The sequence below is a fragment of the Mycobacterium sp. D16Q16 genome, from assembly GCF_002013745.1.
Lineage (GTDB): Bacteria > Actinomycetota > Actinomycetes > Mycobacteriales > Mycobacteriaceae > Mycobacterium.
The window spans coordinates 59,620-81,184 of sequence record NZ_MAEY01000012.1 but is presented as its reverse complement, the minus strand read 5'-3'; the positions used below and the strand labels follow the sequence as shown (position 1 = coordinate 81,184).

At 60.7% G+C, this 21,565-nt stretch carries 25 protein-coding genes and 2 pseudogenes; 13 read left to right on the top strand and 14 right to left on the bottom strand.

What is annotated here, in order from left to right; all coding sequences use genetic code 11:
• Window positions 1-23: 23 nt before the first annotated feature.
• The 7 genes from B4394_RS12680 to B4394_RS12650 form a co-directional block, all read right to left on the bottom strand.
• Complete coding sequence (locus B4394_RS12680; RefSeq protein ID WP_078307251.1) at window positions 24-737, bottom strand: queuosine precursor transporter; 714 nt, start codon at window positions 735-737, stop codon at window positions 24-26.
• A 10-nt stretch (window positions 738-747) separates the two neighbouring features.
• Window positions 748-1,137 carry a hypothetical protein gene (locus tag B4394_RS12675; RefSeq protein WP_078307255.1) on the bottom strand — a complete coding sequence of 130 codons (390 nt, stop codon included), beginning with the start codon at window positions 1,135-1,137 and terminating at the stop codon, window positions 748-750.
• Window positions 1,137-2,117, bottom strand: a complete 981-nt coding sequence (locus B4394_RS12670; protein WP_078307430.1) for an ABC transporter substrate-binding protein — start codon at window positions 2,115-2,117, stop codon at window positions 1,137-1,139. The genes B4394_RS12675 and B4394_RS12670 overlap by 1 nt, the downstream gene beginning before the upstream one ends.
• A 69-nt stretch (window positions 2,118-2,186) precedes the next feature.
• Window positions 2,187-2,732 (bottom strand): TetR/AcrR family transcriptional regulator, encoded by a 546-nt coding sequence (locus B4394_RS12665; RefSeq protein ID WP_170914928.1) that lies wholly within the window; start codon window positions 2,730-2,732, stop codon window positions 2,187-2,189.
• A gap of 41 nt (window positions 2,733-2,773) precedes the next feature.
• Window positions 2,774-3,841 carry an NAD(P)-dependent alcohol dehydrogenase gene (locus B4394_RS12660; RefSeq protein WP_078307262.1) on the bottom strand — a complete coding sequence of 356 codons (1,068 nt, stop codon included), beginning with the start codon at window positions 3,839-3,841 and terminating at the stop codon, window positions 2,774-2,776.
• Window positions 3,838-4,305 (bottom strand): DUF4334 domain-containing protein, encoded by a 468-nt coding sequence (locus B4394_RS12655; protein ID WP_078307264.1) that lies wholly within the window; start codon window positions 4,303-4,305, stop codon window positions 3,838-3,840. The genes B4394_RS12660 and B4394_RS12655 overlap by 4 nt, the downstream gene beginning before the upstream one ends.
• A 66-nt stretch (window positions 4,306-4,371) precedes the next feature.
• Entirely contained in the window at window positions 4,372-4,965 is a 594-nt protein-coding gene (locus tag B4394_RS12650) for a LysE/ArgO family amino acid transporter (protein ID WP_078307266.1), read from the bottom strand.
• 71 nt (window positions 4,966-5,036) lie between these two features.
• Between B4394_RS12650 and B4394_RS12645 the strand changes: the two genes are divergently transcribed.
• Entirely contained in the window at window positions 5,037-5,912 is an 876-nt protein-coding gene (locus B4394_RS12645; protein ID WP_078307268.1) for a LysR family transcriptional regulator ArgP, read from the top strand.
• Here the strand turns inward: B4394_RS12645 and B4394_RS12640 are convergent.
• Window positions 5,909-6,667, bottom strand: coding sequence for an IclR family transcriptional regulator (locus B4394_RS12640; RefSeq protein WP_078307271.1), 759 nt, complete (start codon window positions 6,665-6,667; stop codon window positions 5,909-5,911). The two genes, B4394_RS12645 and B4394_RS12640, sit on opposite strands and share 4 nt — an antisense overlap.
• 112 nt (window positions 6,668-6,779) lie before the next feature.
• Between B4394_RS12640 and B4394_RS12635 the strand changes: the two genes are divergently transcribed.
• The 3 genes and pseudogenes from B4394_RS12635 to B4394_RS12625 form a co-directional block, all read left to right on the top strand.
• A complete protein-coding gene (locus B4394_RS12635) occupies window positions 6,780-7,313 on the top strand; it encodes a MaoC family dehydratase (protein ID WP_078307431.1) in 534 nt (177 codons plus the stop codon).
• A pseudogene (locus B4394_RS12630) lies at window positions 7,310-8,128 on the top strand (HpcH/HpaI aldolase/citrate lyase family protein); the annotation flags it as partial. The gene B4394_RS12635 and the pseudogene B4394_RS12630, both read left to right, overlap by 4 nt.
• A gap of 85 nt (window positions 8,129-8,213) precedes the next feature.
• Window positions 8,214-8,924: pseudogene (locus tag B4394_RS12625) on the top strand (AMP-binding protein); the annotation flags it as partial.
• A 6-nt stretch (window positions 8,925-8,930) separates the two neighbouring features.
• On the opposite strand, the gene B4394_RS12620 reads toward B4394_RS12625, so the two are convergent.
• The gene (locus B4394_RS12620) at window positions 8,931-9,464 is read right to left on the bottom strand and encodes a hypothetical protein (RefSeq protein ID WP_176138310.1); all 534 of its coding nucleotides are present in this window, start codon (window positions 9,462-9,464) and stop codon (window positions 8,931-8,933) included.
• 269 nt (window positions 9,465-9,733) lie between these two features.
• Between B4394_RS12620 and B4394_RS12615 the strand changes: the two genes are divergently transcribed.
• The 9 genes from B4394_RS12615 (at window position 9,734) to B4394_RS25185 (ending at window position 17,000) form a co-directional block, all read left to right on the top strand.
• Window positions 9,734-9,928: a hypothetical protein gene (locus B4394_RS12615; protein ID WP_078315224.1), complete on the top strand. Its 195-nt coding sequence runs from the start codon at window positions 9,734-9,736 to the stop codon at window positions 9,926-9,928.
• Between the two features lie 141 nt (window positions 9,929-10,069).
• Window positions 10,070-10,798 carry a helix-turn-helix domain-containing protein gene (locus B4394_RS12610; protein ID WP_176138309.1) on the top strand — a complete coding sequence of 243 codons (729 nt, stop codon included), beginning with the start codon at window positions 10,070-10,072 and terminating at the stop codon, window positions 10,796-10,798.
• A 719-nt stretch (window positions 10,799-11,517) separates the two neighbouring features.
• Entirely contained in the window at window positions 11,518-11,766 is a 249-nt protein-coding gene (locus tag B4394_RS25190) for a hypothetical protein (RefSeq protein WP_139360151.1), read from the top strand.
• On the top strand, window positions 11,763-12,116 hold the full coding sequence (locus B4394_RS12600; RefSeq protein WP_078315221.1) for a hypothetical protein: 354 nt from the start codon (window positions 11,763-11,765) through the stop codon (window positions 12,114-12,116). Before B4394_RS25190 ends, B4394_RS12600 begins: the two co-directional genes overlap by 4 nt.
• A gap of 66 nt (window positions 12,117-12,182) precedes the next feature.
• On the top strand, window positions 12,183-12,398 hold the full coding sequence (locus B4394_RS12595; RefSeq protein ID WP_078315220.1) for a hypothetical protein: 216 nt from the start codon (window positions 12,183-12,185) through the stop codon (window positions 12,396-12,398).
• A gap of 53 nt (window positions 12,399-12,451) precedes the next feature.
• Window positions 12,452-14,683, top strand: coding sequence for a phage tail protein (locus tag B4394_RS12590; RefSeq protein ID WP_078315219.1), 2,232 nt, complete (start codon window positions 12,452-12,454; stop codon window positions 14,681-14,683).
• Between the two features lie 315 nt (window positions 14,684-14,998).
• Window positions 14,999-15,832 (top strand): hypothetical protein, encoded by an 834-nt coding sequence (locus tag B4394_RS12585; RefSeq protein WP_078315218.1) that lies wholly within the window; start codon window positions 14,999-15,001, stop codon window positions 15,830-15,832.
• A 92-nt stretch (window positions 15,833-15,924) separates the two neighbouring features.
• Window positions 15,925-16,098: a hypothetical protein gene (locus B4394_RS25390; protein WP_176138308.1), complete on the top strand. Its 174-nt coding sequence runs from the start codon at window positions 15,925-15,927 to the stop codon at window positions 16,096-16,098.
• Window positions 16,099-16,745: 647 nt separating this feature from the next.
• The gene (locus B4394_RS25185; RefSeq protein WP_139360150.1) at window positions 16,746-17,000 is read left to right on the top strand and encodes a hypothetical protein; all 255 of its coding nucleotides are present in this window, start codon (window positions 16,746-16,748) and stop codon (window positions 16,998-17,000) included.
• Here the strand turns inward: B4394_RS25185 and B4394_RS12575 are convergent.
• The 5 genes from B4394_RS12575 to B4394_RS12555 form a co-directional block, all read right to left on the bottom strand.
• On the bottom strand, window positions 16,997-17,338 hold the full coding sequence (locus B4394_RS12575) for a DUF4333 domain-containing protein (RefSeq protein WP_078315216.1): 342 nt from the start codon (window positions 17,336-17,338) through the stop codon (window positions 16,997-16,999). The genes B4394_RS25185 and B4394_RS12575 overlap by 4 nt on opposite strands.
• Window positions 17,339-17,378: 40 nt before the next feature.
• Entirely contained in the window at window positions 17,379-17,867 is a 489-nt protein-coding gene (locus tag B4394_RS12570; protein WP_078315273.1) for a hypothetical protein, read from the bottom strand.
• 130 nt (window positions 17,868-17,997) lie between these two features.
• Entirely contained in the window at window positions 17,998-19,530 is a 1,533-nt protein-coding gene (locus B4394_RS12565) for an alpha/beta hydrolase (RefSeq protein WP_176138307.1), read from the bottom strand.
• A 116-nt stretch (window positions 19,531-19,646) separates the two neighbouring features.
• Entirely contained in the window at window positions 19,647-19,955 is a 309-nt protein-coding gene (locus B4394_RS12560; protein ID WP_078315214.1) for a WXG100 family type VII secretion target, read from the bottom strand.
• A gap of 86 nt (window positions 19,956-20,041) precedes the next feature.
• Complete coding sequence (locus B4394_RS12555; RefSeq protein ID WP_078315213.1) at window positions 20,042-21,559, bottom strand: recombinase family protein; 1,518 nt, start codon at window positions 21,557-21,559, stop codon at window positions 20,042-20,044.
• Window positions 21,560-21,565 lie beyond the last annotated feature (6 nt).

Below are 21,565 nucleotides of genomic sequence, written 5' to 3'. Positions count from 1 at the left end.
CGTGGCTGCGCCTAAGGGCGCATTTATCCCGCCTGTGTATAAGTCGGCTCATGCTTCTTGATGTAGGCGATCACCCGGTAGGTGATCGGCAGCATCACGATCTCCACCACGGACTTGAAGATCCAGCCCAGCGCGGTGTACGTCGCCAGTTGGCCGAGGGTGTGAATACCCAGCGCGGTGGCCGCGATCGAGCAGAACACCAGCGAATCGGCAAACTCGCCGACGACCGTCGAACCCACCAGTCGCGCCCACAGGTGACGCTCCTTGGAGCGCTTCTTCATCCGTACGACTACGAGTGCGTTAAGTGTTTGCCCAACAAGGTATCCCGCGAGTCCGGCAACCATCAGTGTGGTGATGCTCCGGACGATGGTGGCGAATGCCTCCTGGTTGGGGTAGAAGTCGGCGGCGGGCAGCATCATTGCGGTCCAGAGCACCACGCAGGCCAACAGCTCCATCGCGAATCCGAGCAGGATTACCCGGTTGGTGGCGCGATATCCATAGACCTCGCTGAGCACATCGCCGATCACGTAGCTCAGCGGGAACAGCACGAACGCTCCGTCGGTAATCAGCGACCAATCGCCGACAACGGGCCCGAATCCAATTGCCTTGGTGGCAGCGACATTCGAGATCAGCACCACGCCGACAAAGATGGCCGACAGCAGTGGATAGTAGCTGCGACCGACCTGCGCGAAGACCACCTGGTCCTGAGGAGTCTTCTCGACCTCGCTTGTCTCCATTCCGCGAAGTCTAAGGTGCGTGCTTGCACTGGGGTGCGGGTGGATTTGTCGCGCAGGGCGGTGGGCGGTTGGGCATGGTGGCGGCCGAATAGATCAACACCGCGGCGGAGGCCAGGTACACGATAAAACCGATCGTCACGGCGCGAAGCCGTTGTCCGCGGGGAAGCGTCAGGGGCAATGTACCCGCAGCCACCAGTCCGCAGGGGATGGCGAGCAGCATTCCCAAGATCAGCCCGAAGCCGTGCGGGTCGGCGGCCGGATTCGACGACAATCGGGACGACAACACCATGAATGCCGCCAGTCCGAAGATGCCGAGAGCGGTCGCGCCGACGACGCCGCCCACCACACGAATCATGACGTCAACCCAATATGGCCCCGGGCGGGCGTTCGGGTAGGTCATCACCCCAATATCCGGGCCAGCTGGGGGACCAGATTGTCCGCCACGTAGGTCAGGCTCAACGGCGAGCTGAAGTTGATGGCGCCGGCCAGCTCCTTGCTGGCGAAGATGCTGCGGCTCAGCAGCGAGGAGCCCAGCTTGGTGATCGCCGGATCGGCCCGCAGCGCGGCGCTCTGCTCCTCTGATTCGGTGCCCCACACCAGCACATCGGCCTGGCCGAGGACGCTGGAGAGTTGTTCGGCTGGCAGATACGCAAGCTGCTCGCCCTTGGCATAGCTCTCCAACTCGGTGGGAACGGCCAGCCCGAGGGCGGTGAGGAATCCGGTGCGCGATCCGGACCGGTACGCGATGGCCTGCCCGTCGAGCAGTTCGCCCTGCAGATAGATGGCCTTCTTGTCTTTGAAGCCGGCGTGCGCGGAGGCGGCCGACGTGAAGGTGTTGTCGACGGCCTGGACCACCGCGTCCATCTCCGACGGTTTGAACACCGCCTGTCCGATGGCCTTGGCCTGGTCCTTCCACGGTTCGAAGAACGCGTACCGGCCCGCCTGCGCGATGGTCGGTGCGATGCCGGACAACTTGTTGTAGGTGTCCTGGTCCAGCCCGGCGTCGGTGGCCAGGATCAGATCGGGTTTCAGGGACGCGATCTTGTCGACCATCAGTCCGTCGGTAAGCGTGAGCACCTCGGGTTTGGCGGCGCCGAGCCGGTCGGTGGCCCATGGCCAGGTTGCGAATGGGTAGCCGCCGTACCACTCGGTGACCGCGATGGGGACGATGCCCAGCGCTAACAGGTAGTCGTGTTCGGTGTATCCCGCGCTGACGATGCGCTTCGGCGGCGCCGTGACCTCGGTCGTACCGAACGCGTGCCTGATGACGGCGGTGCCGTTCTGCTCCGAGGTACGAGGGGAGTCGTTAGTGCAGGCGGCTAGCGCGGTGCCCGCGGCGAGGGCGGCACCGGCGGCCAGAAACCCGCGGCGGGTCAGAATCGCGGACGGCACGTATCGAGGGTAGCTGCCGCAAGCACGCGAGGGGGCTTTGCACGTCGCGGCGATGTCTTACGGACCGCCAACCAGTCGCCGCGCTGCTTCAGCGGCTGCGGCGCGGCGATCGGCGAGCATGTGCTCGGCGAGCGGTTCACCGACAATACGGTCGATGCCGAACCCGCTGGCGGCCATCGAGTAGGCGATATCGATCAGCACCGTGAGCAGACTCATGGGGTCCCACGTCGGGTCGATGAGCCCGGTCTGCTGCCCCTGGCGTACCTCATCGAGTTTCGCCTGGAAGATGCGGCGCAGCACGTGGTTGTCGAACATCCCGGCGGGGGCCTCTAACTCGATCCAGCGTTGTAACCGTGCGCCTTGCGGATCGGCGACGATGTTGTCGAACAGCCCCGCGACGTACCCCGGCACGTCACCGGCGCTAAACGGCACCTTGTACGGCGCATCATTGATCCATTGCGCCACAACGGCTTCAAACAGCTGTTCCTTGCTCTCGAAATAGCTGTACAGTCGCTCCTTGCTCGCGTTCGCAGTGGTGGCAATCCGGTTCAGCCGTGCGCCGGCGAAGCCGTATTCGGTGAACTCGGCCTTGGCCGCGGCCATGATCCGATCGTGAGTGGCCTGACCCGCAGCGCGCATGGCACTCACCAGAGCAGCACCGGTTTGATCGCGGCACCGGACCGCGCATCCGCCACGGCCTGATCGATCGCGCTCGCCGGGTATCTACTGATCAGCGATTCAATGGGAAAGCGTCCCTCTGCGTGCATCCGCAGCAGTTCCGGAATGAATTCCTGTGGGTTCGCGTCACCCTCGATACATCCGCGAATCACTTTGCCGCCGAACATGAGATCGGTGAGGTCGATCGTTCCGTGTGAGGCCCCCAGCCCGACCAGAACCAGCACGCCCCGCTGCCGCAACAGGCCGAGCGCCGTGGCGATGACGTTGGTGTTCGCCGTGGTGTCGAGCGCGTGGGTGGCTCCGCGTGCCACGGAGGCCGCGTCCTCGGCCGCCGGGTCGACGGTGCGGGTGGCGCCCAGCTCGACTGCCTTGTCACGTCGGGAGGCCACCGGGTCCACGGCGATGATTGTGCGCACCCCGATGGCCTTAGCGGCCATCACCGCTGCCAGGCCGACACCGCCTGCGCCGAATACGACAAGCTGCGAATCGGGTTCGGGTGTCAGTACATTGAGCACCGCACCGGCGCCCGTCTGCAGGCCGCATCCGAGCGGTGCGGCGATGACGAGATCAGTCGACGGATCAACGACGACCGTGTTGTCGGTGGCGGCCAGTGCGTACTGCGCGAAGCTGGATTGCCCGAAGAACGAGCCGAATAGGCCGTTCCCGTTCTGGGACAGTGTCGATGAGCCATCGAGCCGGGTGCCGGCGAGGTTCAGCCGCGCGGCCCGTGAGCAGTAGGCCCGCTCGCCCGCACCGCATTGCCGGCATTCGCCGCAGCTTCGGTAGCTCAAGACCACGTGGTCTCCCGGGCGGATATCGGTCACCTCATCACCCACCGCCTGGACGACCCCCGCGCCTTCGTGGCCCAGGACCGCCGGGATGGGTACCTGCGCCTTGAAGGTCAGATCGGTGTGGCACAGGCCGGTGGCGTGAATCTTGACGAGCACCTCGTCGGGGCGCGGTCCGTCGAGTTCGACTTGTTCCAGCGCGAACGGAGACTCTGCCGAGCGACTCAGTGCTGCGGTGACTTTCACTGGTCGCGTTCGAGCAGGAAATAGAGGTAGTTGCCGCTGGCACGCTGACGCTTGCCGTTCATGATGCCCATCAGCGTGTTCTCGTCGACCCACTTGAAGTGATCGAAGGTGGGCTGGCCGTCGTAGACCATGGTGCCGGTGACCTCTCCGCGGAACTCGATGTCCCACAGGGTCGCACCGCCCAGGCTCAACGCGTTGTTGGAAAACAGCTTTCCGTCCTCGTCGTAACAGACGATGGGTTCGACATCGTTGATGGACGTGAAGATCTTGCCGTACCAGCGGGCGGCGGCCAGTTGGCCGTTCATCTTGTGCCCGGTGTGGAACTCGTCGCCCTTCCAGCTGCCCAGCATGTCCTCGGGTCGGACAGTGTCGAGCGCGGCCCAGATCTCGTCGAGATCGGCGGGGCTGACGTCTCTCTGGCCGCGAAGTTCGGCGAAACGCGTGCGGGCCTTGTCGACGTCCATGTTTCTCCCAAGTCAGTTGGTTCGGGAAGGACGCTAACACCGAACCAAATGGTTCGGCAAGGGCGATCAGATGACCAGTGAGGTGCCCAGGGCGATCATCACGACGGCGATCCCTGCATCAAGCACCCGCCAGGTTCCCGGACGCTGGAACAGTCCGGCAAGATGTCGCGCGCCGAATCCGAGTGCCACAAACCAGGTGACACTCGCGGTCAGGGCGCCCGCACCAAACAGCCAGCGTGCGTCCTGGTGCGCGTTGGCCAGGGAGCCGAGCAGCACCACGGTGTCGAGGTAGACGTGCGGATTCAGGAAGGTGATGGCCAGCGCGGTCGTCAGCGCCGCGCCGAGGCGGGCCGGATTGGATTCGGCCGGCACCAGCGTTCCGGGGCGCAACGCGCGGCGGGCGGCCAACAATCCGTAGCCGATCAGAAACGCGGCGCCACCCACCTTGGCCACGGTGAGCAGGCTCGGTGTGGCCGTGATCAGGCCTCCGAGACCACCGATGCCCGCGGCGATGAGCAGGAAGTCGCCGGTGATGCACACGGCGACAACCGGCAGCACGTGTTCACTGCGAATCCCCTGCCTGAGCACGAAGGCATTCTGGGCGCCGATGGCGGCGATGAGGGACATTCCGGTGAGAAAGCCGAGGAAAATAACGGTCACAACACTGACGCTAGGGTCACGGCAATATGCAGTCCAGCTAATGATTCTTACTCTGCATTAGAATAGCTAATGTGAGTCTGGACTCGCAGCAGCTGGTCGCCTTCGCCGCCGTCATCGAGGAGGGCAGCTTTGATGCCGCCGCCCGGCGGCTTGTCATCACCCCCTCGGCGGTGAGTCAACGTGTCAAGGCCCTGGAACAATCGGTGGGCCAAGTGCTGGTTCGGCGGGAAAAGCCCTGTGTGGCCACCGAAGCGGGTGCCTCGCTGATGAGGTTGGCGGCCCAGGTCGGGACGCTGGAACGTGAGGCACTGCGCGAGATGGGCGCCGACGGCTCCCCGATACGGGTAGCGCTCGCGGTGAACGCAGACTCGTTCGGAACCTGGATGGGGTCGGTGTTGGCACGGATTCCCGACGGAGTGCTGGTCGATATCCGCATCGAGGACCAGGATCACTCCGCGGAACTGTTGCGCGCGGGTGTCGTCATGGCGGCGGTGACCACCGAACCGAAGCCCATCGCGGGATGCCGCTCGGAACCATTGGGTTCCATGCGGTACTTCGGAATGGCGTCACCGGGGTACGTCGCGCGCTACCTCCCGGGTGGGCTGCTCGACTCGGGGATCGACGCCGTCCGCCGGGCGCCGATGATGCGGTGGGACAGGCGCGATGCCCTCCAGGACCAGTTCTTGCGCAAGCTCTTCCGCCGGGATGTCGCCGTGCCGGAGCACTATGTGCCCACGACGGGCGGAAACACCGAGGCGCTGCGGGTGGGGCTGGGTTGGGGAATGATGCCCGAGCAGCTGGATCGCGACGGCCTCGTCGATCTGGCACCGGGGCGACATCTCGATGTGCCGCTGTATTGGCAGCACTGGAAATTCGAGTCCTCGACGCTGACCGCGATCACGTCGGCGGTGCGCGAGGCGGCCTCGCTCCTGCGTCGTGGGGGCTAGCGGCGCACGGTGCGGCTGAGCCGATGCGCGTGCCGCAGGAGTAACTGTCCGAGGACTGGCTGGCGTTCGGCGTTGAACCGGGATTCGATACCCGTCAACGTGAGCGCACCGATGGGGTTGTGATGGGTATCGAACACCGCGGCGGCCATACCCCACGAGCCCTCGACCACCTGACCAGGATTGACGGCCCAGCCGATCTGTCGGGTGGCGCCGATACGCTCCCAGACGGCATCGGTGCGAAAACCCCTGCCCCACTCCGACTGTAGGTCGGCCCTATCGAGATAGGCATGAATTGTCTCGTCAGGAAGGTACGCCAGGACGGCCATTCCGGATGAGACGACGCCGAGCGGAAAGCGTGCACCCTCGTACAGCACATGCGACCGGATCGGAAAGTCGCCGTCCTCGCTCAGGAGCACGACGGTGTGATCACCGCGACGCAGTGAGAAGAACGCGCTCTCGCCGGTTTCCCGTGCCAGCGCCGCCACATCGGCGGACGCCTTCTCCGTGATGTTGTACCGGGGAGCGGATGTGGCGCCGAGGACGTAGATCTCCGGGCCCAGGAACCACTGACCGGAGCGCGTGTCGCGTTCCACCAGCCCTTCGCTGGCAAGCGATTCCAGCAGGCGGTGCGCGGTGGCCCGTGGGATGTCGGTACGGCGAGCGAGTTCGGTGGTGCTGACGCCGGTTCCGGTTTCGGTCGAGACCGCTCGCAGGAGCGCCGCGGTGCGGCGCACCACACTCGGTGCCTCGGTCACCTCGTCTACAGTACGCGTCCACTCAATGGACGTTCATGCCTCACGGTGTTCATCCGGCGGGAGCTTTACGCACCATCCTTGCCGTGTAGCACGGTTTTCATCCATGGTGTCGATGCGCCAGCAAGTGGACGCCTGGCTGGGCATGGAGGTGGCTGTGAGCGGCAAACGGATCGTCGAGCAGCGCGGTCTGTGGTTCGAGGAGTTCGAGACCGATGTGCTGTACGTGCACCGGCCCGGCCGGACGATCACCGAGGCCGACAACGTTCTGTTCACGACGTTGACCATGAACACCCAGGCACTGCACCTCGACGCGGCGTTCTCAGAGGCGCTACCGCCGTTCAATCAGCGCCTGGTGAACTCGATGTTCACGCTGTCGACGCTGGTCGGGCTATCGGTCGCGCAACTCACCCAGGGCACCATCGTCGGGAATCTGGGATTCTCCGACATCGCCTTTCCCAGACCGCTGTTCCACGGAGACACGCTGTATGCGGAGTCCGAGGTGATCGACAAGCGCGAGTCCAAGAGCCGCCCCGGCGAGGGCATCGTCACCTTTGCGCACACCGGCAGGAATCAGCACGGTGACGTGGTGGCCACGGCCTCGCGACAGACCATGGTGCGCAAACATGTTGAAGGGCAGGGGCAATGACACTTGCCAAGAGAGGGCCGGGCTGGCTCTTCTGTCCTGCCGATCGACCCGAGCGCTTCGAAAAAGCCTCTGCTGCTGCAGATGTGGTGATTCTCGACCTGGAGGACGGGGTGGCGCCCACCGACCGCCCTGCCGCCCGCGACGCGTTGATCACTACTCCGCTGGATCCCTCTCGCACGGTGATTCGTCTCAATCCCGCCAGCACCGCCGATCACCTATTGGACATGGATGCGGTCGCTCGGACCGACTACACCACGGTGATGCTGGCCAAGAGTGAGCATGCCGATCAGGTCGCGGCCCTAGCGCCGCTGAACGTGGTGGTGCTCGTCGAAACCCCGCTGGGGGCACTTAACGTCGTCGAGCTGGTGCGGCCCGGGAACGTCGTCGCGGCGATGTGGGGTGCGGAGGACCTGTTCGCCGCGACCTGGGGCACCAACAACCGATGGCCCGACGGTAGCTACCGCGATGTGGCACAACACGTTCGTTCTCAAACACTATTGGCGGCAAAGGCATTTGGCCGGATGGCGCTGGACTCGGTGTACCTCGACATCAAGGGCCTCGACGGGTTGCGTGCGGAGGCCGATGATGCCGTGGCCGTCGGGTTCGATGCCAAGGTGGCCATCCATCCAACCCAGGTGAGTGTCATTCGGGAGGCGTATCGGCCGACCGGTGAACGGGTGCGGTGGGCGCGCGAAGTGCTCGAGCTGGCGGCCCGGGAACGTGGCGTCTTCCAATTCGAAGGGGCGATGGTGGATGCACCTGTGCTCAGGCGTGCTGAACGGATTGTCGACCTGAGCACCGGAATCCAGGGTGGCGGCCCGGACGAGTCGTTAGAGTCGTGCTCGATCCGTCTCGCCCAACCGTGGACGGGCGCAGCGGTGCAGGTGGTGAAGCGGCACGATGAAGTCCTATGACGCCGGGTCGTTGGCATCTCCGATCATCGAGGAGACGATCGGAGAGAACTTCGAGCGCATAGTCGGCGCCCATCCCGATGTCGATGCCCTCGTCGATGTGACCGGCGGCCGGAGCTGGACCTACCGTGAGCTCGACGCCGAGATCAATCTCGTTGCGCGCGGACTCATATCGCGCGGGGTCGACACGGGCGACCGGGTCGGAATCTGGGCGCCGAACTGCGCCGAATGGGTCCTGGTGCAGTACGCCACGGCAAAGATCGGCGCAATCCTTGTCACTATCAACCCGGCCTACCGAACCCACGAGCTGGCCTATGCGCTCAATCAATCGGGGGTCCGCACGCTAATCTGTGCGACGGCGTTCAAATCCTCCGACTACGTGACGATGGTGGATCAGGTGCGCTCGGATGCCCCCACCTTGCTCGATGTGGTGTTCATCGGGACGGACCACTGGGCCGATCTGGTGACGGGAGCCGAACGGGTCCCCGTGACCGCGCTGCGCGACCGCATGTCGCAGCTGTCCAGCACCGATCCCATCAACATCCAATACACCTCGGGGACAACGGGTTATCCCAAGGGGGCGACGCTGTCACATCGCAATATACTCAACAACGGGTACTTTGTGGCAGAGTCGATCCACCTCGCGGCGGGAGATCGGTTGTGCATTCCGGTGCCCTTCTATCACTGCTTCGGGCAACTTCGTACATCACCAATTGAATGCTTCCAATTCTCCGGCACCGGGCACGATGCGCTCTAAAATCTCGACAGCTTCGGGTGACAGCTGTCCACCCTTACGCCCTTGTGCGCCAACGAGAATCCCTTGATTTCTGGCCTGCCAGAGGTGCCCTCGGACGGTTTGCAACCCCTTGCCAAGCTCGTCGGCTATGCCTTCCACAGGCTTAGGCTGGCCTGCATTCACTCGGGACAGGTAGAGCGTAGAAAGCAAGGCTAGATACTCGGGAGTGATCCCCTTGTCCAGTTCGTCCCGGACGCGGTTGATTCGGTCAGCGTCGTAGTTGTCGCGGGTTTTACGTCGCCGGTTACCCACGGCCAGTTGCTTGCGTAACTGAGCCGCTGCATCCCGGAAGTTGATACCCCGTAGGACCGTGCTGGAAAGCCCACCCACAGCGGGCGATTCGGGATCGGAGGGGCGAATGGTTATCACGGTTGGCCCGCCCTGCGTGTCACCTTCGGGCCATTCCATCTCTACAACCCAGTCGGTACCGAGGTCCTGAACCACCCTGTTCCTCTGCATATCACCAGGCTATCAGCTTAGCCATCATGTTGGGTTTGACAAGTGTGTTGGTTCGATGCTCTACTTCGACTGTCAGCGATGACAGGCACTTTGAAAATCGAATACAGGCCAAGCGGGTAGGCGAAGGCCCGCATACTCCCCTGAGGTACCTTGCCCGTGGGGGGACGAGAGCGAGTCGCGCTCAAATACATACCGCCACAAGGGGGAACAGTTTGCAGACACTTGAGATAACCACATTGTGTATTGATGAGCCCATGTGGCTCTATGCCCACGGGGACACCGACCGTATGGAGGTTTACCGCTCGCCGTTAGTCCGGGACGATGATCCGTCCTACGTCTCGATTCGAGAGTTCATCGCAGAGCACGGCCTGTCGTTGGCCGCATGCCAGGTGGTCCCTGACACGACGATGATGTTCGGAAGTGCGGAGGCGTCGGTATGGGTTCGATGATCGAGAAACAGTGGGACCGCAAGGCCCAGAAGGTGAACTACCGGGTGACGCCTACGGCTAGCCGGTCTCGGTTCCTGTTGATGGATGCTGACGAACTCGCTCGACTTCGTGACGAGATAAATGCCTTGGAGGGCATTTCGCGTGACGCAACCCGATAACCACAAGTTCTCTAAATTGGAATGGCTGAAACGCACCAACGGACATAAATTCACAATTTCTGAATTTCGGGTTCTGTTGTCCATTTTCAACCATTCAGATAAGACCGGACAAGAATCATTTCCGGGGTCGGAGAGAATTGCAGAAGAGGCGTGCATAACACGTACTACCGCATCCGAGGCTGTTCGATCACTCATAGAGCGTGGATGGATTCGGGAGGTCGAGAAGGGCAGCGGCTACGCTCGCAAGTACTCCCGATACGCGTTGGTGCCTGATGCTCCGCACCCACATAGTTCGTCCACAGCCGACGTACATAGTTCGGCGGGAGACGACCTACATATGTCGGCGCTGGCCGACACTAATCAGATCCTAGTATCAGATCATGGAACAGATCCTTTAGAGCTTCGGGTACAAGACCCGAAGCATGAAGAGATTCTTGTCGGTGGTTCCCCTGAGGGTCACCACCTCCCGGTGGAGGTGGAAGTATTAAAACCAGCCGCACCTAGCGGCAAGGATGATCCTTGGGGAATTCCTAGTCTTTTATCAGGCCCGAAATACGGATCTGATGAATGGAAAGCTGACCAACTCGCGTCCGCGATTCCGTGGCCGTCGAATAAACCACTACCCAAGCCCGGTGACCCGGATTGGGATACGTGGGCTTTATACAAGGATGAAACTACCGGACAATTAATTACAATCCAGAGGAACAATTGAATACCAAACCGGAGGACGACCAATTCCCGAGCTTGGGGAACACAGATCTAATCGAACTCGTCAAGGTCCCCGAGGAGCCCACCGTGGGGTGTCCAGGGACCATCACACTAGACGCCACCGACCAACCTCCGCTCGTCATGGGGGATGACGGGGACGACACCGGCAGGCTGACGAAGGTCAAGTTTCGGGCCGATGGAAACGGCGACCAGGAGCGCGCCTTAGCGCTGCTGGCTCCGCAAGACATGCTGGACTCCGGGCACGGGTTCATGGTTCGGAGCGCGAACAGTCAGCCGGAAACAGCTGCCCGCTGCGAGATGTGCGGAGACCCGCTGATTGCGTCCGCTGACGGGTGGATGTGTGAGTTCACCGAACCGTTGACGCCTTGCGGATGCAACGCCTGCCTGCACCGGGGGATGTGGCTCCGGGGTGAGTACCGACCGAAAGGCGGTCGGCCCGCGAAACGGTGCGGAACCGAGGAGTGCAACCGCAAAGCCGCACGTGACCGGCAACGCAAGAGCAGAGCCGCACGCAAGAAAGCGAGTGTCACAGAAACCCCGTAACTGGTAGAGGGACACGCCTCCACGGCTTCCCCTCTCCGGTGAGAACCAGCTCCGCAAACTGTGTGCTCCCGACGATGCCCTGACCACTGGTCCTTCTCCTGGTGGTCGGGGCATTTTCTATTTGATCGAACCCATCCGTAAGAACGAAAGGAGGAACCTATGCCGAACAAGGCAGCTACGGAATGCCCGTGGGGTCACGCCACCGTGACGCCGGAATCGCGTACAGCGCAGGGCTACTGCCGTGAATGCAGACGCAGCCGTGAACGGGAGAAGTACAGATCCCGCCGAGAGGCGTTGGACGATATGCGAGCGCTGGTGGATCTGCTGCTCCGTGAGGACACCGTGGGTAACCGCAAGATCGCAGAGTCACTATCCAACGTGGTGGACGCGTTGGTCCCGGCAGCATGAGCGTGTTGTTGACCCGTAGCGCGGAACCTACTTGGGTCCAGCTCATCGAACATGGCCGTCTCATCGCCGTAGGCGACGGAGACCGGCTGGACTTGATCCACCACCCCGAGATGGATACCGACAATTCCGTTGTCTACGAGGAACTTACGGAGTTCTTCGAGCTGACTGGGCTAGAGCGCGTTCTCCGCGTACCTGTTCGTGATCTGGCTATCGACTATTCGAGTGAGTTGGTCGATGTGTTCAGCGAGCCTCGGTGGGCGAACGCAATCCGGGAGGTTTGGGTCCATCCCCGCTTCTTTGACCTCCCACCGGCCCAATGGCCGCGTACACGCGAGTTCCGCAAGGCCTAACCCTATTCACCCCTAATCACCCGCCAGCGTTGAGCTGAGCGGGTTTTTTCATATCTAGGAGAGCCCATGCTCGACACCAACCGCAAGCCGCTATGGAAGATGACCGCCGAGGAACGGCGCGAGAGCAAGTTTCAGCGCTACTGCGATTCCAAGCATCGGTACAACGAGGCGATCGAATCTGCCGGGGACACCCCGTGGCACGAGGGCGACGCCCACCGTCGCCGTGAGTTGTTTGACAGGCGGTACGCGCCGGTCTCTACGCCCTCTAACGGCGTTGCCTGAAAGCCCCGACAGACCCTATCCACCCCTGGCCCGCCAGCTAGGAGATAACCGCTATGACCGTTGGTGAAGGCGGGAAGGAAGTCGGACGGATCTCCGTTCGGGTTGTCCCCAATACCAAGAAGTTTCGAGATCGACTGAAGGAACAGCTTACCGAGGTTGAGAAGTCCGAATCCGTTGACATGAACGTCAATGCGGATCTCGACTCAGCTCTCGTTGTCGGCAAGTTCCGGGCGATGATGACGACCCTACGTAATCAGGCGTCCAAGGGCGTTGATGTAGACGCAAAGTTCAACGAGCAGCGGGCTTCTAATGATCTCAACGATTTTCAGAAGCGACTCCTGCACAATCTCCAGACTTCTACCAAGAAGATCGAAGCGAAGATTCCGCTGACTGTTGACGGGGAGAGGTTCCGTCGCCAGCTGGAAGCGCAGGTTAAGGCTGTCGAGTCTCGTATCCGCGCGAAGATCCCGGTTGAGTTCGGTGCGGCCAACGCACACCGACTGAACCTTGCTAATGACATCAAACAGCTTCGTGTGATGAGTGGTGAATCAGAGCAGGCTCATGGCCGACTTTCCAAGCTCACGAGCAGTTTGGGGCGTCTAGGTAACGGGTTCGGAGCTGTACTAGGAAATGCCCGCATGTTCGGAGGCGGTCTGTTGGCCGTCGTGTCCGTGGCAGCGCTGTTAGCACCGGCCCTCGCGTTGGCGACAGGCGCACTACTGGCTATCCCCGCGTTGGTCGCGGCTATCGCTCTCCCGATCGGTGCAATCGCACTGGGCATGGACGGCATTAAGAACGCAGCCAAGACGCTTACCCCCCAAGTCGAAGCGCTGAAGAAAGCGATGAGTAGCAAGTTTGAAGAGCGGCTCACTCCGGTCTTCGAGCGTATGAAGTCGATTTTCCCTGTGCTGCAAGAGAATATGCCCAAGATCGCGGACAGCCTCTCAAACGTGTTTAGCAGCTTCACTAGCGCGCTAACCGGTGACAAGGGTAAGTCCCAGATCGAGAACATCATCAATAACGTTGCGGCGGCTATTGATACGTCTAAGACAGGTGTGCAGGACTTCACGTCTGCGGTCTTGACGCTGGTCAGCTCTGTCTCTAACAAGCTGCCCGGCCTGTCTGCGATGTTCAACCAGTACGCAAACCAGTTCCTCAATTGGATCAACAAGATCACCACGGTAGGCCCCGATGGGGTCTCTCAGCTTGATACAGCGCTCTCCACCGTGGGTTCCACGATCCGAGGGCTGTTGGACATCGTTGGTCAGTTGGGCAGCATGGGATTTGACACGTTGATCTCGGATGACTTCGTAACCAACCTGAAGGTCTTTATCAATCTGATCTCCGGGTCTCTACCGGTCATCATGCCGATCCTGGTGGCTGCGTTCGCAGCGGTGGTGAGGTTCTGGTCCGGTATCCGCAACGTGTTCAACTTCCTAACCGGTGACTGGTCGAATGTGTCCGGTCCTCTCCAGACGATTGTGGTTGGCCTAGAGACTGTTTCGGGAGCCGCCGAGGCTCTCTACAACACGCTGAGTACCAAGCTCTCGACTATAGGTGAAGTTGTTTCACTCGCATTCGGCGGGATTCCCACCGCTGTCGCAACAGCTTTCGGCGGGATCGTTCCGACCGTTACAGGGATCATCAGCCAGGTTGTCTCCGCGTTCTCTACTGGTGGTGGACAGATCGTGGCTGAGGTCGCTACGTGGCCCGGAAAGATCACAGCCGCTCTGGGGAACCTAGCCAATCTCCTATTCGAGTCTGGCGCATCTGTGGTGTCCGGGTTCGTCAACGGTATCCGCTCGCGTCTAGGCGATGTGGCAAGCGCCGCAGGCGAACTGATGTCTCGTGCACGTTCGTTCTTCCCGTTCTCCCCTGCTAAGGAAGGCCCCTTCTCTGGTCGGGGCTGGGTCACCTATTCGGGTGAATCCATCGGTGAGGGCTTCGCACAAGGCATTACGAACAAGGCCGATGCGGTAGCAGGCGCGGCTAAGGGCTTGGTCCAAGGCGTCAATGACGAGTTCTCGAAGATCGTTGACCCGGCAGAGATCGGCAAGAAGGGCGTCGATATTGGCGCCAACTTCGCTAAGGCCAACATCAACCAATTCAAGTCTGACTTGGGTATCGGTGGTGGTGCTGCCTCGTCCATCGCAGAGCAGGGATTGGGTTGGGCACAAGGCATTTTGGGTAACAGCTTCACGTTCAACGTCGGCTCCGTAGACGACGCGATGCGAGTCAAAAACAATCAACTGAACCGTCAGGGTTTGCAATGGAATGGAGCATAAGGAATTGAGTACCAACGGATTAGCAGAGCTGTTCTCCGCGTGGGAGGCCAGTCAGCAAGGCGAAGGGTTCAGCCGACTCGTGCAGTCAGCGGGTCAGCATGCACCTGAGGAGTCGGTCGCATCCCCTCCCGTAGACAAGTCTCAGGGGCACAGCCTCGGCGCAGAGGGGATATCTGACCCCTCCTCGGCGTTCGCTTCACTCATGGCGCAATCACTCACCCGATAACCCGAATACCAGCTAGCAACAAACAGTTTCACCAGACCCCGTGTCGATGATGGCACGGGGTTCACTCATATCACCAGGAGGAAGAAACCATGGCACCACAGATAACCCAAGGCAACAAAGAGACCCTTCTCGTCCGCGACCTTCGCAGTCACGGGATCACCATCTCTGATTCGGTCGAGGATGAACTGAAGCTGTACAAGTCGGTACTTGAATCCTCACGGGACTCTGAGAGCACATTCCAGCACGCACAGAGCGAGTTGGGTAGGTGCTCCGCATCGAAGTGGGACAGCAGCCTCAAAGCCTTCAACAAGGCCGCGTTCGAGATGTTCACCACGAAGACCAACGAGCAGAACCTAATCAAGATCGCCGCGCAGAGACTGTACTTTGCCGTAAGCGACGCCACGGACGATTGGGAATCGGAAATTGTGGACCACTACAACGCCGTCGTTGACGAGCACCGACTGAACGAAGTGGCCCAAGACCTGCCTGACTTCACGGGCCAGACAAGCGTTCTCACGCTGACAGAGACCCAAGGGAAGGCCGTGGACCTGTGGCGCAATGCTTCCGTTGCCCTGAGTTCCTGGTGGGGCCTCTATAGCAGGCTGGCAACCCTTCAGGGTCACGAAGTTGGCCCGATGGGCGTAGATGGACAGGGCACCAACCTGTTTACCGCATGTGTATTCGGTGATCCCGGCAGCTTCGGTATGGCGAGCCAAGCGGCTCGGATCATGGCGAGTAGTGCAGGAGGATCGACCACCGCCAGGGCGTACGGGCCTCTGATCCCTCATGTCATCCCGGCACTCTGCGGATACGAGTTGCAGCTATCCACCTTGGATGATGCAGCGGCCATCCGTAGGGCTATCCAACCGGAGACGACCGGCACAGGTGGCGATATCCCCGCAACTCAGATGAATTACCTGTGACGGGTCCGCGTAGGAACCGGCGCTCCTCTCCCCGGTGCAGACGCGAGGGCTGCACGCGCCCCAAGGAACAGGGGCATTCGTACTGCTGTCATATGTGCTTCCTGCTAGCCAATGAGCTGACACAAGTAGAAGCGTTGTGCCGCAACACCGACCGCACTCAGCTCAGCGCTGAGGTATGGGCAGCAGCGGTAACCGTGAGTGACGCATGGACCACCTACCAGAAGGCGCGGGATGCGCTACATCGCACGGCCTCTCGCGTGGACTAGGTAAGGCGTATGTGAGGGAGCAGGGCCACGCAGTGGACATCACAAGCACCACAAACGCTTTGGCTCTGCCCTTCTGCTCCTAGACCCCCACGGGGACCTCCCTATCCCCCTACTCCTCATCGGTTGGTAATGCGGATGACAGATCGGATGCCTAGGCATAGCCCTGGTTTTTCCTCTGGACACAAATTCGCATCATCACAGGTCAACCGATGTATCCGGCACTTCTACCGGAACAAACTCCCAGGTCGGAAACGGCCAGAAATGAGGTAAAACATGTCTGAAACCGACTTGGAACCGGCAATTCCCAGGTATCCGGGTGCTCTCCGAGCACGCGGCAAACGGCTCTGGGACGATCTACATGCATCCGGGGACTTCAGCCATAGCCCAGAGACTTCGATGGTTATCGAGCAAGCGTGCTATCTCGCTGACGAGATCCACCGGCAACGTGGATCAATCCGCAAGGCCGGTGCCGACACCCGAGTCCAAGGCTCGCAAGGGCAACCCGTCTCAATGCCGGAAATCGCTGACTTGCAACGCAATCAACAGTTGCTCTTGTCGATGCTCAAGTCCATTCGGGTGGACGACGGAGACGACAAGATGAGCCGGAGTCAGATCGGCAGGAAAGGCGCAGCCGCGCGGTGGGGATCATGAGAGCCGGTAAACGACGCGGAACCCGCGCCACATCGAACAACCCCGAAGTCTTAGCCCAACGCCTCCCAGAGGCTCTACGCACTTTCGACGCATGGCGCTATGCAGAGCACGGAATACCCACCGGCATAGCCGACTACCAAGAAAACCTCAGCATCCATCTGGAGATCCAAGGCGTAGCACGCGAACACACCCCAGCTGTCATGCACGCCGCTGGACTGACCGTCGCCAGCTGGTACCGGACGATGCTCTAGCCGCTGACTCGGTGAAGCGCCTCAGCGCCCTTCCCATCCACCTCAACGTCATACTTGAGATCGTCGCCAACAACACTGGTTGTGATACCAACCATTTTCAAACTAGATCCGTCGTCCATCCGTGCCCAACAGGTTTGTTCCTTACCAACCTTGGCAGGTAGGTCACCATCGCATTTGACGGAGCGGGTGTCTATGTCCCACCGAGTCAGCACCCGTTGAACCCCAGCCTCTAGCTCCTGCTTCGGCATGCTGCGCCCAGAGCTAGTAGACACATGGAAATTGCAACTGCACGCAACGATGGCAGTAGCGGCCAGCACTGCAATGCCACGCAGCCGCATCAAATGCGTATCCTCACGCGCCTGCCTCTAAGTAACCCGATCAGCCAGCTTGTGGCGTCTGTTCGATCACTCGGGGTGACGGAATGTCCGTACGGGCAACCTCACCGGAGAAGCATGGGGAGGTAACAATCAGCGTCGGAGGATAACCAGGCTTAGCTGCGCCCTTGATCTGGAGTTCGTACCCGTCCGGTAGGTAACCGAACCTGTTGGGTTTGCGGAAGTCGTCACGTTCCTTTACATCTGCACCCCAGCCGCGCCAGGCGTCGCCAGTCTTGTTGACCAGGTCATCCGTGCTCGCCCCGTTGTCTGCGGTGACATGAGTCCAGTACTCGAAACGGGTCGGTGGCGTGTCCGTCATGGGCTCGTCTTCACACGACATGTTCGCGCCACCACGGAAGTCAGTCGCATCTAGCTTGGTTCCGCGCGGGAGGCTGTCAACCGTCTTCTGTAAGTAGCCGATAACGGTGTCCTGTGCCTCTTGCTGACTGGCTGGAATCTTCGGCGCTGACGGCTTAGGAACGTCGGTCACGGTGTCTCCTCCAATGATCGTGGCCCCGGTGGGCTCTGCCGATCCACGCGGATTCTCGGGTGAGCATCCGGATACGAGTGCGATAGCTGCTATGGCGCTTAGGATTTGGGTGCTTGTCAGTTTCATTGCTCTACTTCGCCCATGTCACGTCGGAGTTCTCGCCAGCGATGATGCGTCCCATGTTATCCAACGCTGGATTACCAGGGCTCCAATACGAACTATGAGCCTCGATGGAAGGTATGTGAAGGAACCCAGGTCCGGTGGTGGGTCCGGGCGCGGCCTCGAACACGTGCGCCCCGAAATCGTCTTTCGTGGGCGAGATTCCGAGAGTCAGGCCACCGGCTAGGGAAATGACGTCATGTCGAGCGCGTGACGCGTACACGTTCGCGTCGGGGTCGAGATTTAGTTGGTTAGCGTGTTCTGCCAGCACACCGGGGCTGCCCACTGCCACAAAGTTATTCGCGTCTAGGTGATGGCCGTCTGTCGCCGCAGCACCGGCCAGTGTGGACCCATAGCTATGTCCAATGACGGTGTTGATCGATGCCTCACCGTTGTGTGATGCGCGCAAGCCCGCCTGGTAGTCATCGAGCGCTTGTGCGCCACCGGTCGCCCAACCGGTGTCTTTGGCTTCCCAGACGTTCATGGGCCGGTCGTAGCCCATCCAGGTAGTCACTGACACGTCGCTACCCTTTAGGTCGGGGTTAGCGTCCCGCGCGGCCCAGTACATCGCGTCCCCCTTCTCGGCGCTGAACTGGAAGCGAGACATGTCTTGCCCTGTGCCCGGAACGTACGTCGCGACGCGTTGAGCGTTGTCCGGATTGTTGAGGGACACCGCCACATGGCCTTTGTCGTCAATGAATCCGAGATAGCGACGCATCCCGTCGTCGTGTCCACCTGTAACCATGTTCATCTGTTCGCTGTAGCCCTTGACGTTACGCTCGGCTCCGTCTAGTTGAGAACGCCAATGGTCATAGTCGCGAGAGGGGCGAAGAGGCGGGTTGTCCACCCAACTGGGGTGCTGCGCCTTGATGCTGTCAACCTGCGCCTGTGCCTGTGTTTGCAGCTCCGGGAGGTGCTGCCTGTTGTAGAAGTCCTTACCCCGTCCGTCTTTATCCTCAAACGGCATTCCGGGGTGATTACCGATGAAGTGATCCTTGCTGTAGAGCCAGTCTTTCTCCGTGGGCGTGAGCTGGTCCCACAGCTCTCGGAATTCCTTCGGGTCCGTGGGTAACCCCTGAGCAAGCGCGTTGTAGATGTTGGGCCGAGATTCGGCGGGACCCGTTGCCGCTCCACCGATGCCTTTCACGGCGCTCGCAAGGTCTTGATCCGCGATGTTCGCCAAATCCATCGCCTGTTTGATGTCCTGCTGCACTTCGCCAACCCGAAGCATGACGTTCGTTTGATTGCCAAGCATCACGAGTGAGGTCGAAGTTGGTTTGACTGACCCGGTCGCCATGTCAACTTCGAGGTAATAGCCATCGGCCTTTTGTATCGCCGATTTCATTGCGCCTTTTGCTGTTTCGACCTCGTTGGCAGATTTATCTAACGACTTGCCGAGTCTTTCCATCTCTTCGAAATGATCGATCAGGTACTTGCCGAGTTTGTCTAGTGAGTCCTTCATGGCTGCGCCGGACTCGCCTTCCCATGATGCGATGATCGGCAACTTCTTGAGACCGTCGGCTACCTCCTGGGCGCGCGCTCCCCGTTTGGTGAGCGCGGCCCGAACCTCACGGATGGATTCGGGCTCCCAACGTAGAACGTCCGCAGGTGTCAGTGACATTAGATCGATCGCCGGGTGCGGATGATCTCTGTCGCCTCTTGCTCGTCAATCTTCTGGAACTTGTCGCTAATAGCGGTGATGGCTGTGCTGTGGTGATCGCACTCGTTGTTTGCGTGGTGAGTGATGCCTTGCAGCTCAAGTAGCTTTTCTTGAAGGGCGAGAGCCGACTGTCCAACCCACCCCGCTTGCGCGGCCTCGATCGCTGCGTCGGCAGCAGAGTGCGCTGCCGCCAACTCTTCCCGATGCCCATCGATCAAGTGAGACGACATTTTCATGTCAACAAAATCGACCCTGAGAACCTGAGCCATGATTTTTTCGCCCCCTGTCCGCCCAGCAACCTAAGTGATTGACGACACACTACAACAGTGGTAGCGAACCCACTACCGGGAGCAAATTAAGCGGAGGCGGGTGCCTCTCCGAGCACACGGGCGAGGTCTGAATAGATCTCAAATCGGTTTGGGCTGTGGATGGTGATCTTCACTTCCGCGTCGGTCAGCAGCTTCCGGCGCGCTTCGGGTGTGGCACCAGGCCAAACTTCACCGTACGTCTTGGAAGTCACCACTTCGACCCACCCTGCCCTAACGATAGGCAAAGCCGAGAGTTGGTCACGTTTGGCGATGAGGGATGACATCTGTTGGCGGTACATCTCCTCATCATCTGGGGTAGTGAATAGCCCCATGGCGCGATCATCGCGTAGAGACTGGATAGTCCGGTTCGTCTGGTCTAGCGCTGACGAATGATCCGAGCCGTCTTGCCAGACACGGGATTTCACTAGACGGTCAGCATGAACATCTAGAAACGACTCCTCGACTAGCTTCTCGGCGTCGGCTGCGATCATCGAAATGGACGGACATGCTTTAGGTGAGTTTCCGCAGATGTAGTACCGATGTGTCACCCCGGCTGGGGTCGTCTGCGACCGCTGGCGCATGTTCTTACCGCACCCGCCGCACTTTGCCACACCGAGCAGCGGGTTAGTCGAGTGCCGACGCTGCCGTGGGCTCTGGGACCGTTGCGCTAGTTCGGACTGGATACGGCCCCACGTCTCAGGATCGAAGGAGGGCGGGCCTACTCGCACCGGCTCGCCTTGAGGGTCTAGGACGGGCTTGCCGTTAGCGGTTTTGACGCCTTGGGTACTGGGATTGCTCAAGATCGCTTTCAGCTTGTCCACGGTCCATTGTGTCCCAGTGGTGGGCCTACCTCCACGTGCCCGATTCCAGTCCTGGGGACTAAGCGTGCCGTCGTCATTGAGCCCACCGGCTATCCCGGTCAAAGACCCACCCGCCAGCAGCTGAGCGGCTGCATCGTGAAGCACGCGCTGCGCCTCGGTGTCGTGATCGAGCGCCTTGCCGCCCTTACCGCTGGGGTGATCAATAACCAGGAATCCAAACGGCGGTATGCCGTATCCCCATCTATCGGTATTGCGTAGGAATGCCACACGGTCACGTGCCCGTTGCACAAACCGCTGCCCCTCGATTTCTGCGAATACCGAGGCCAGTATCAGGAACACCTTTGACATTGCCCCGGCAAAGGCGTCTTTGGCGTCCTCGGGGTGGTAGTAGTCGAGTTTGATCCCGTCATCGACCAACACCAGGATCTTGCTGTTCTGTTTGCACCATTCGGCCAGCCGCACACAATCAGCAGCAGAGCGGAACACCCGGTCTGTCTTTGCGAATATCAGAGCATCCCACTCGTCGGCACGCTCGGTGAGCCAATCGCGTAGGTCTGGGCGCTCCCAGGGGGATAGCTTGATCGCGGATACGTCGAGGTCCTCAAAGGCACCCACCACGTCCCAGCCTTGGGATTGCGCGTAAGTTTCGCCTTTGTCGCGCTGTGAAATATGGGAGGTCTTCTCATCGCCTTGGACACTCGATACGCGAGCACCGACGAGAGCGCGAACCTGACAGCCAGTCATGTACGG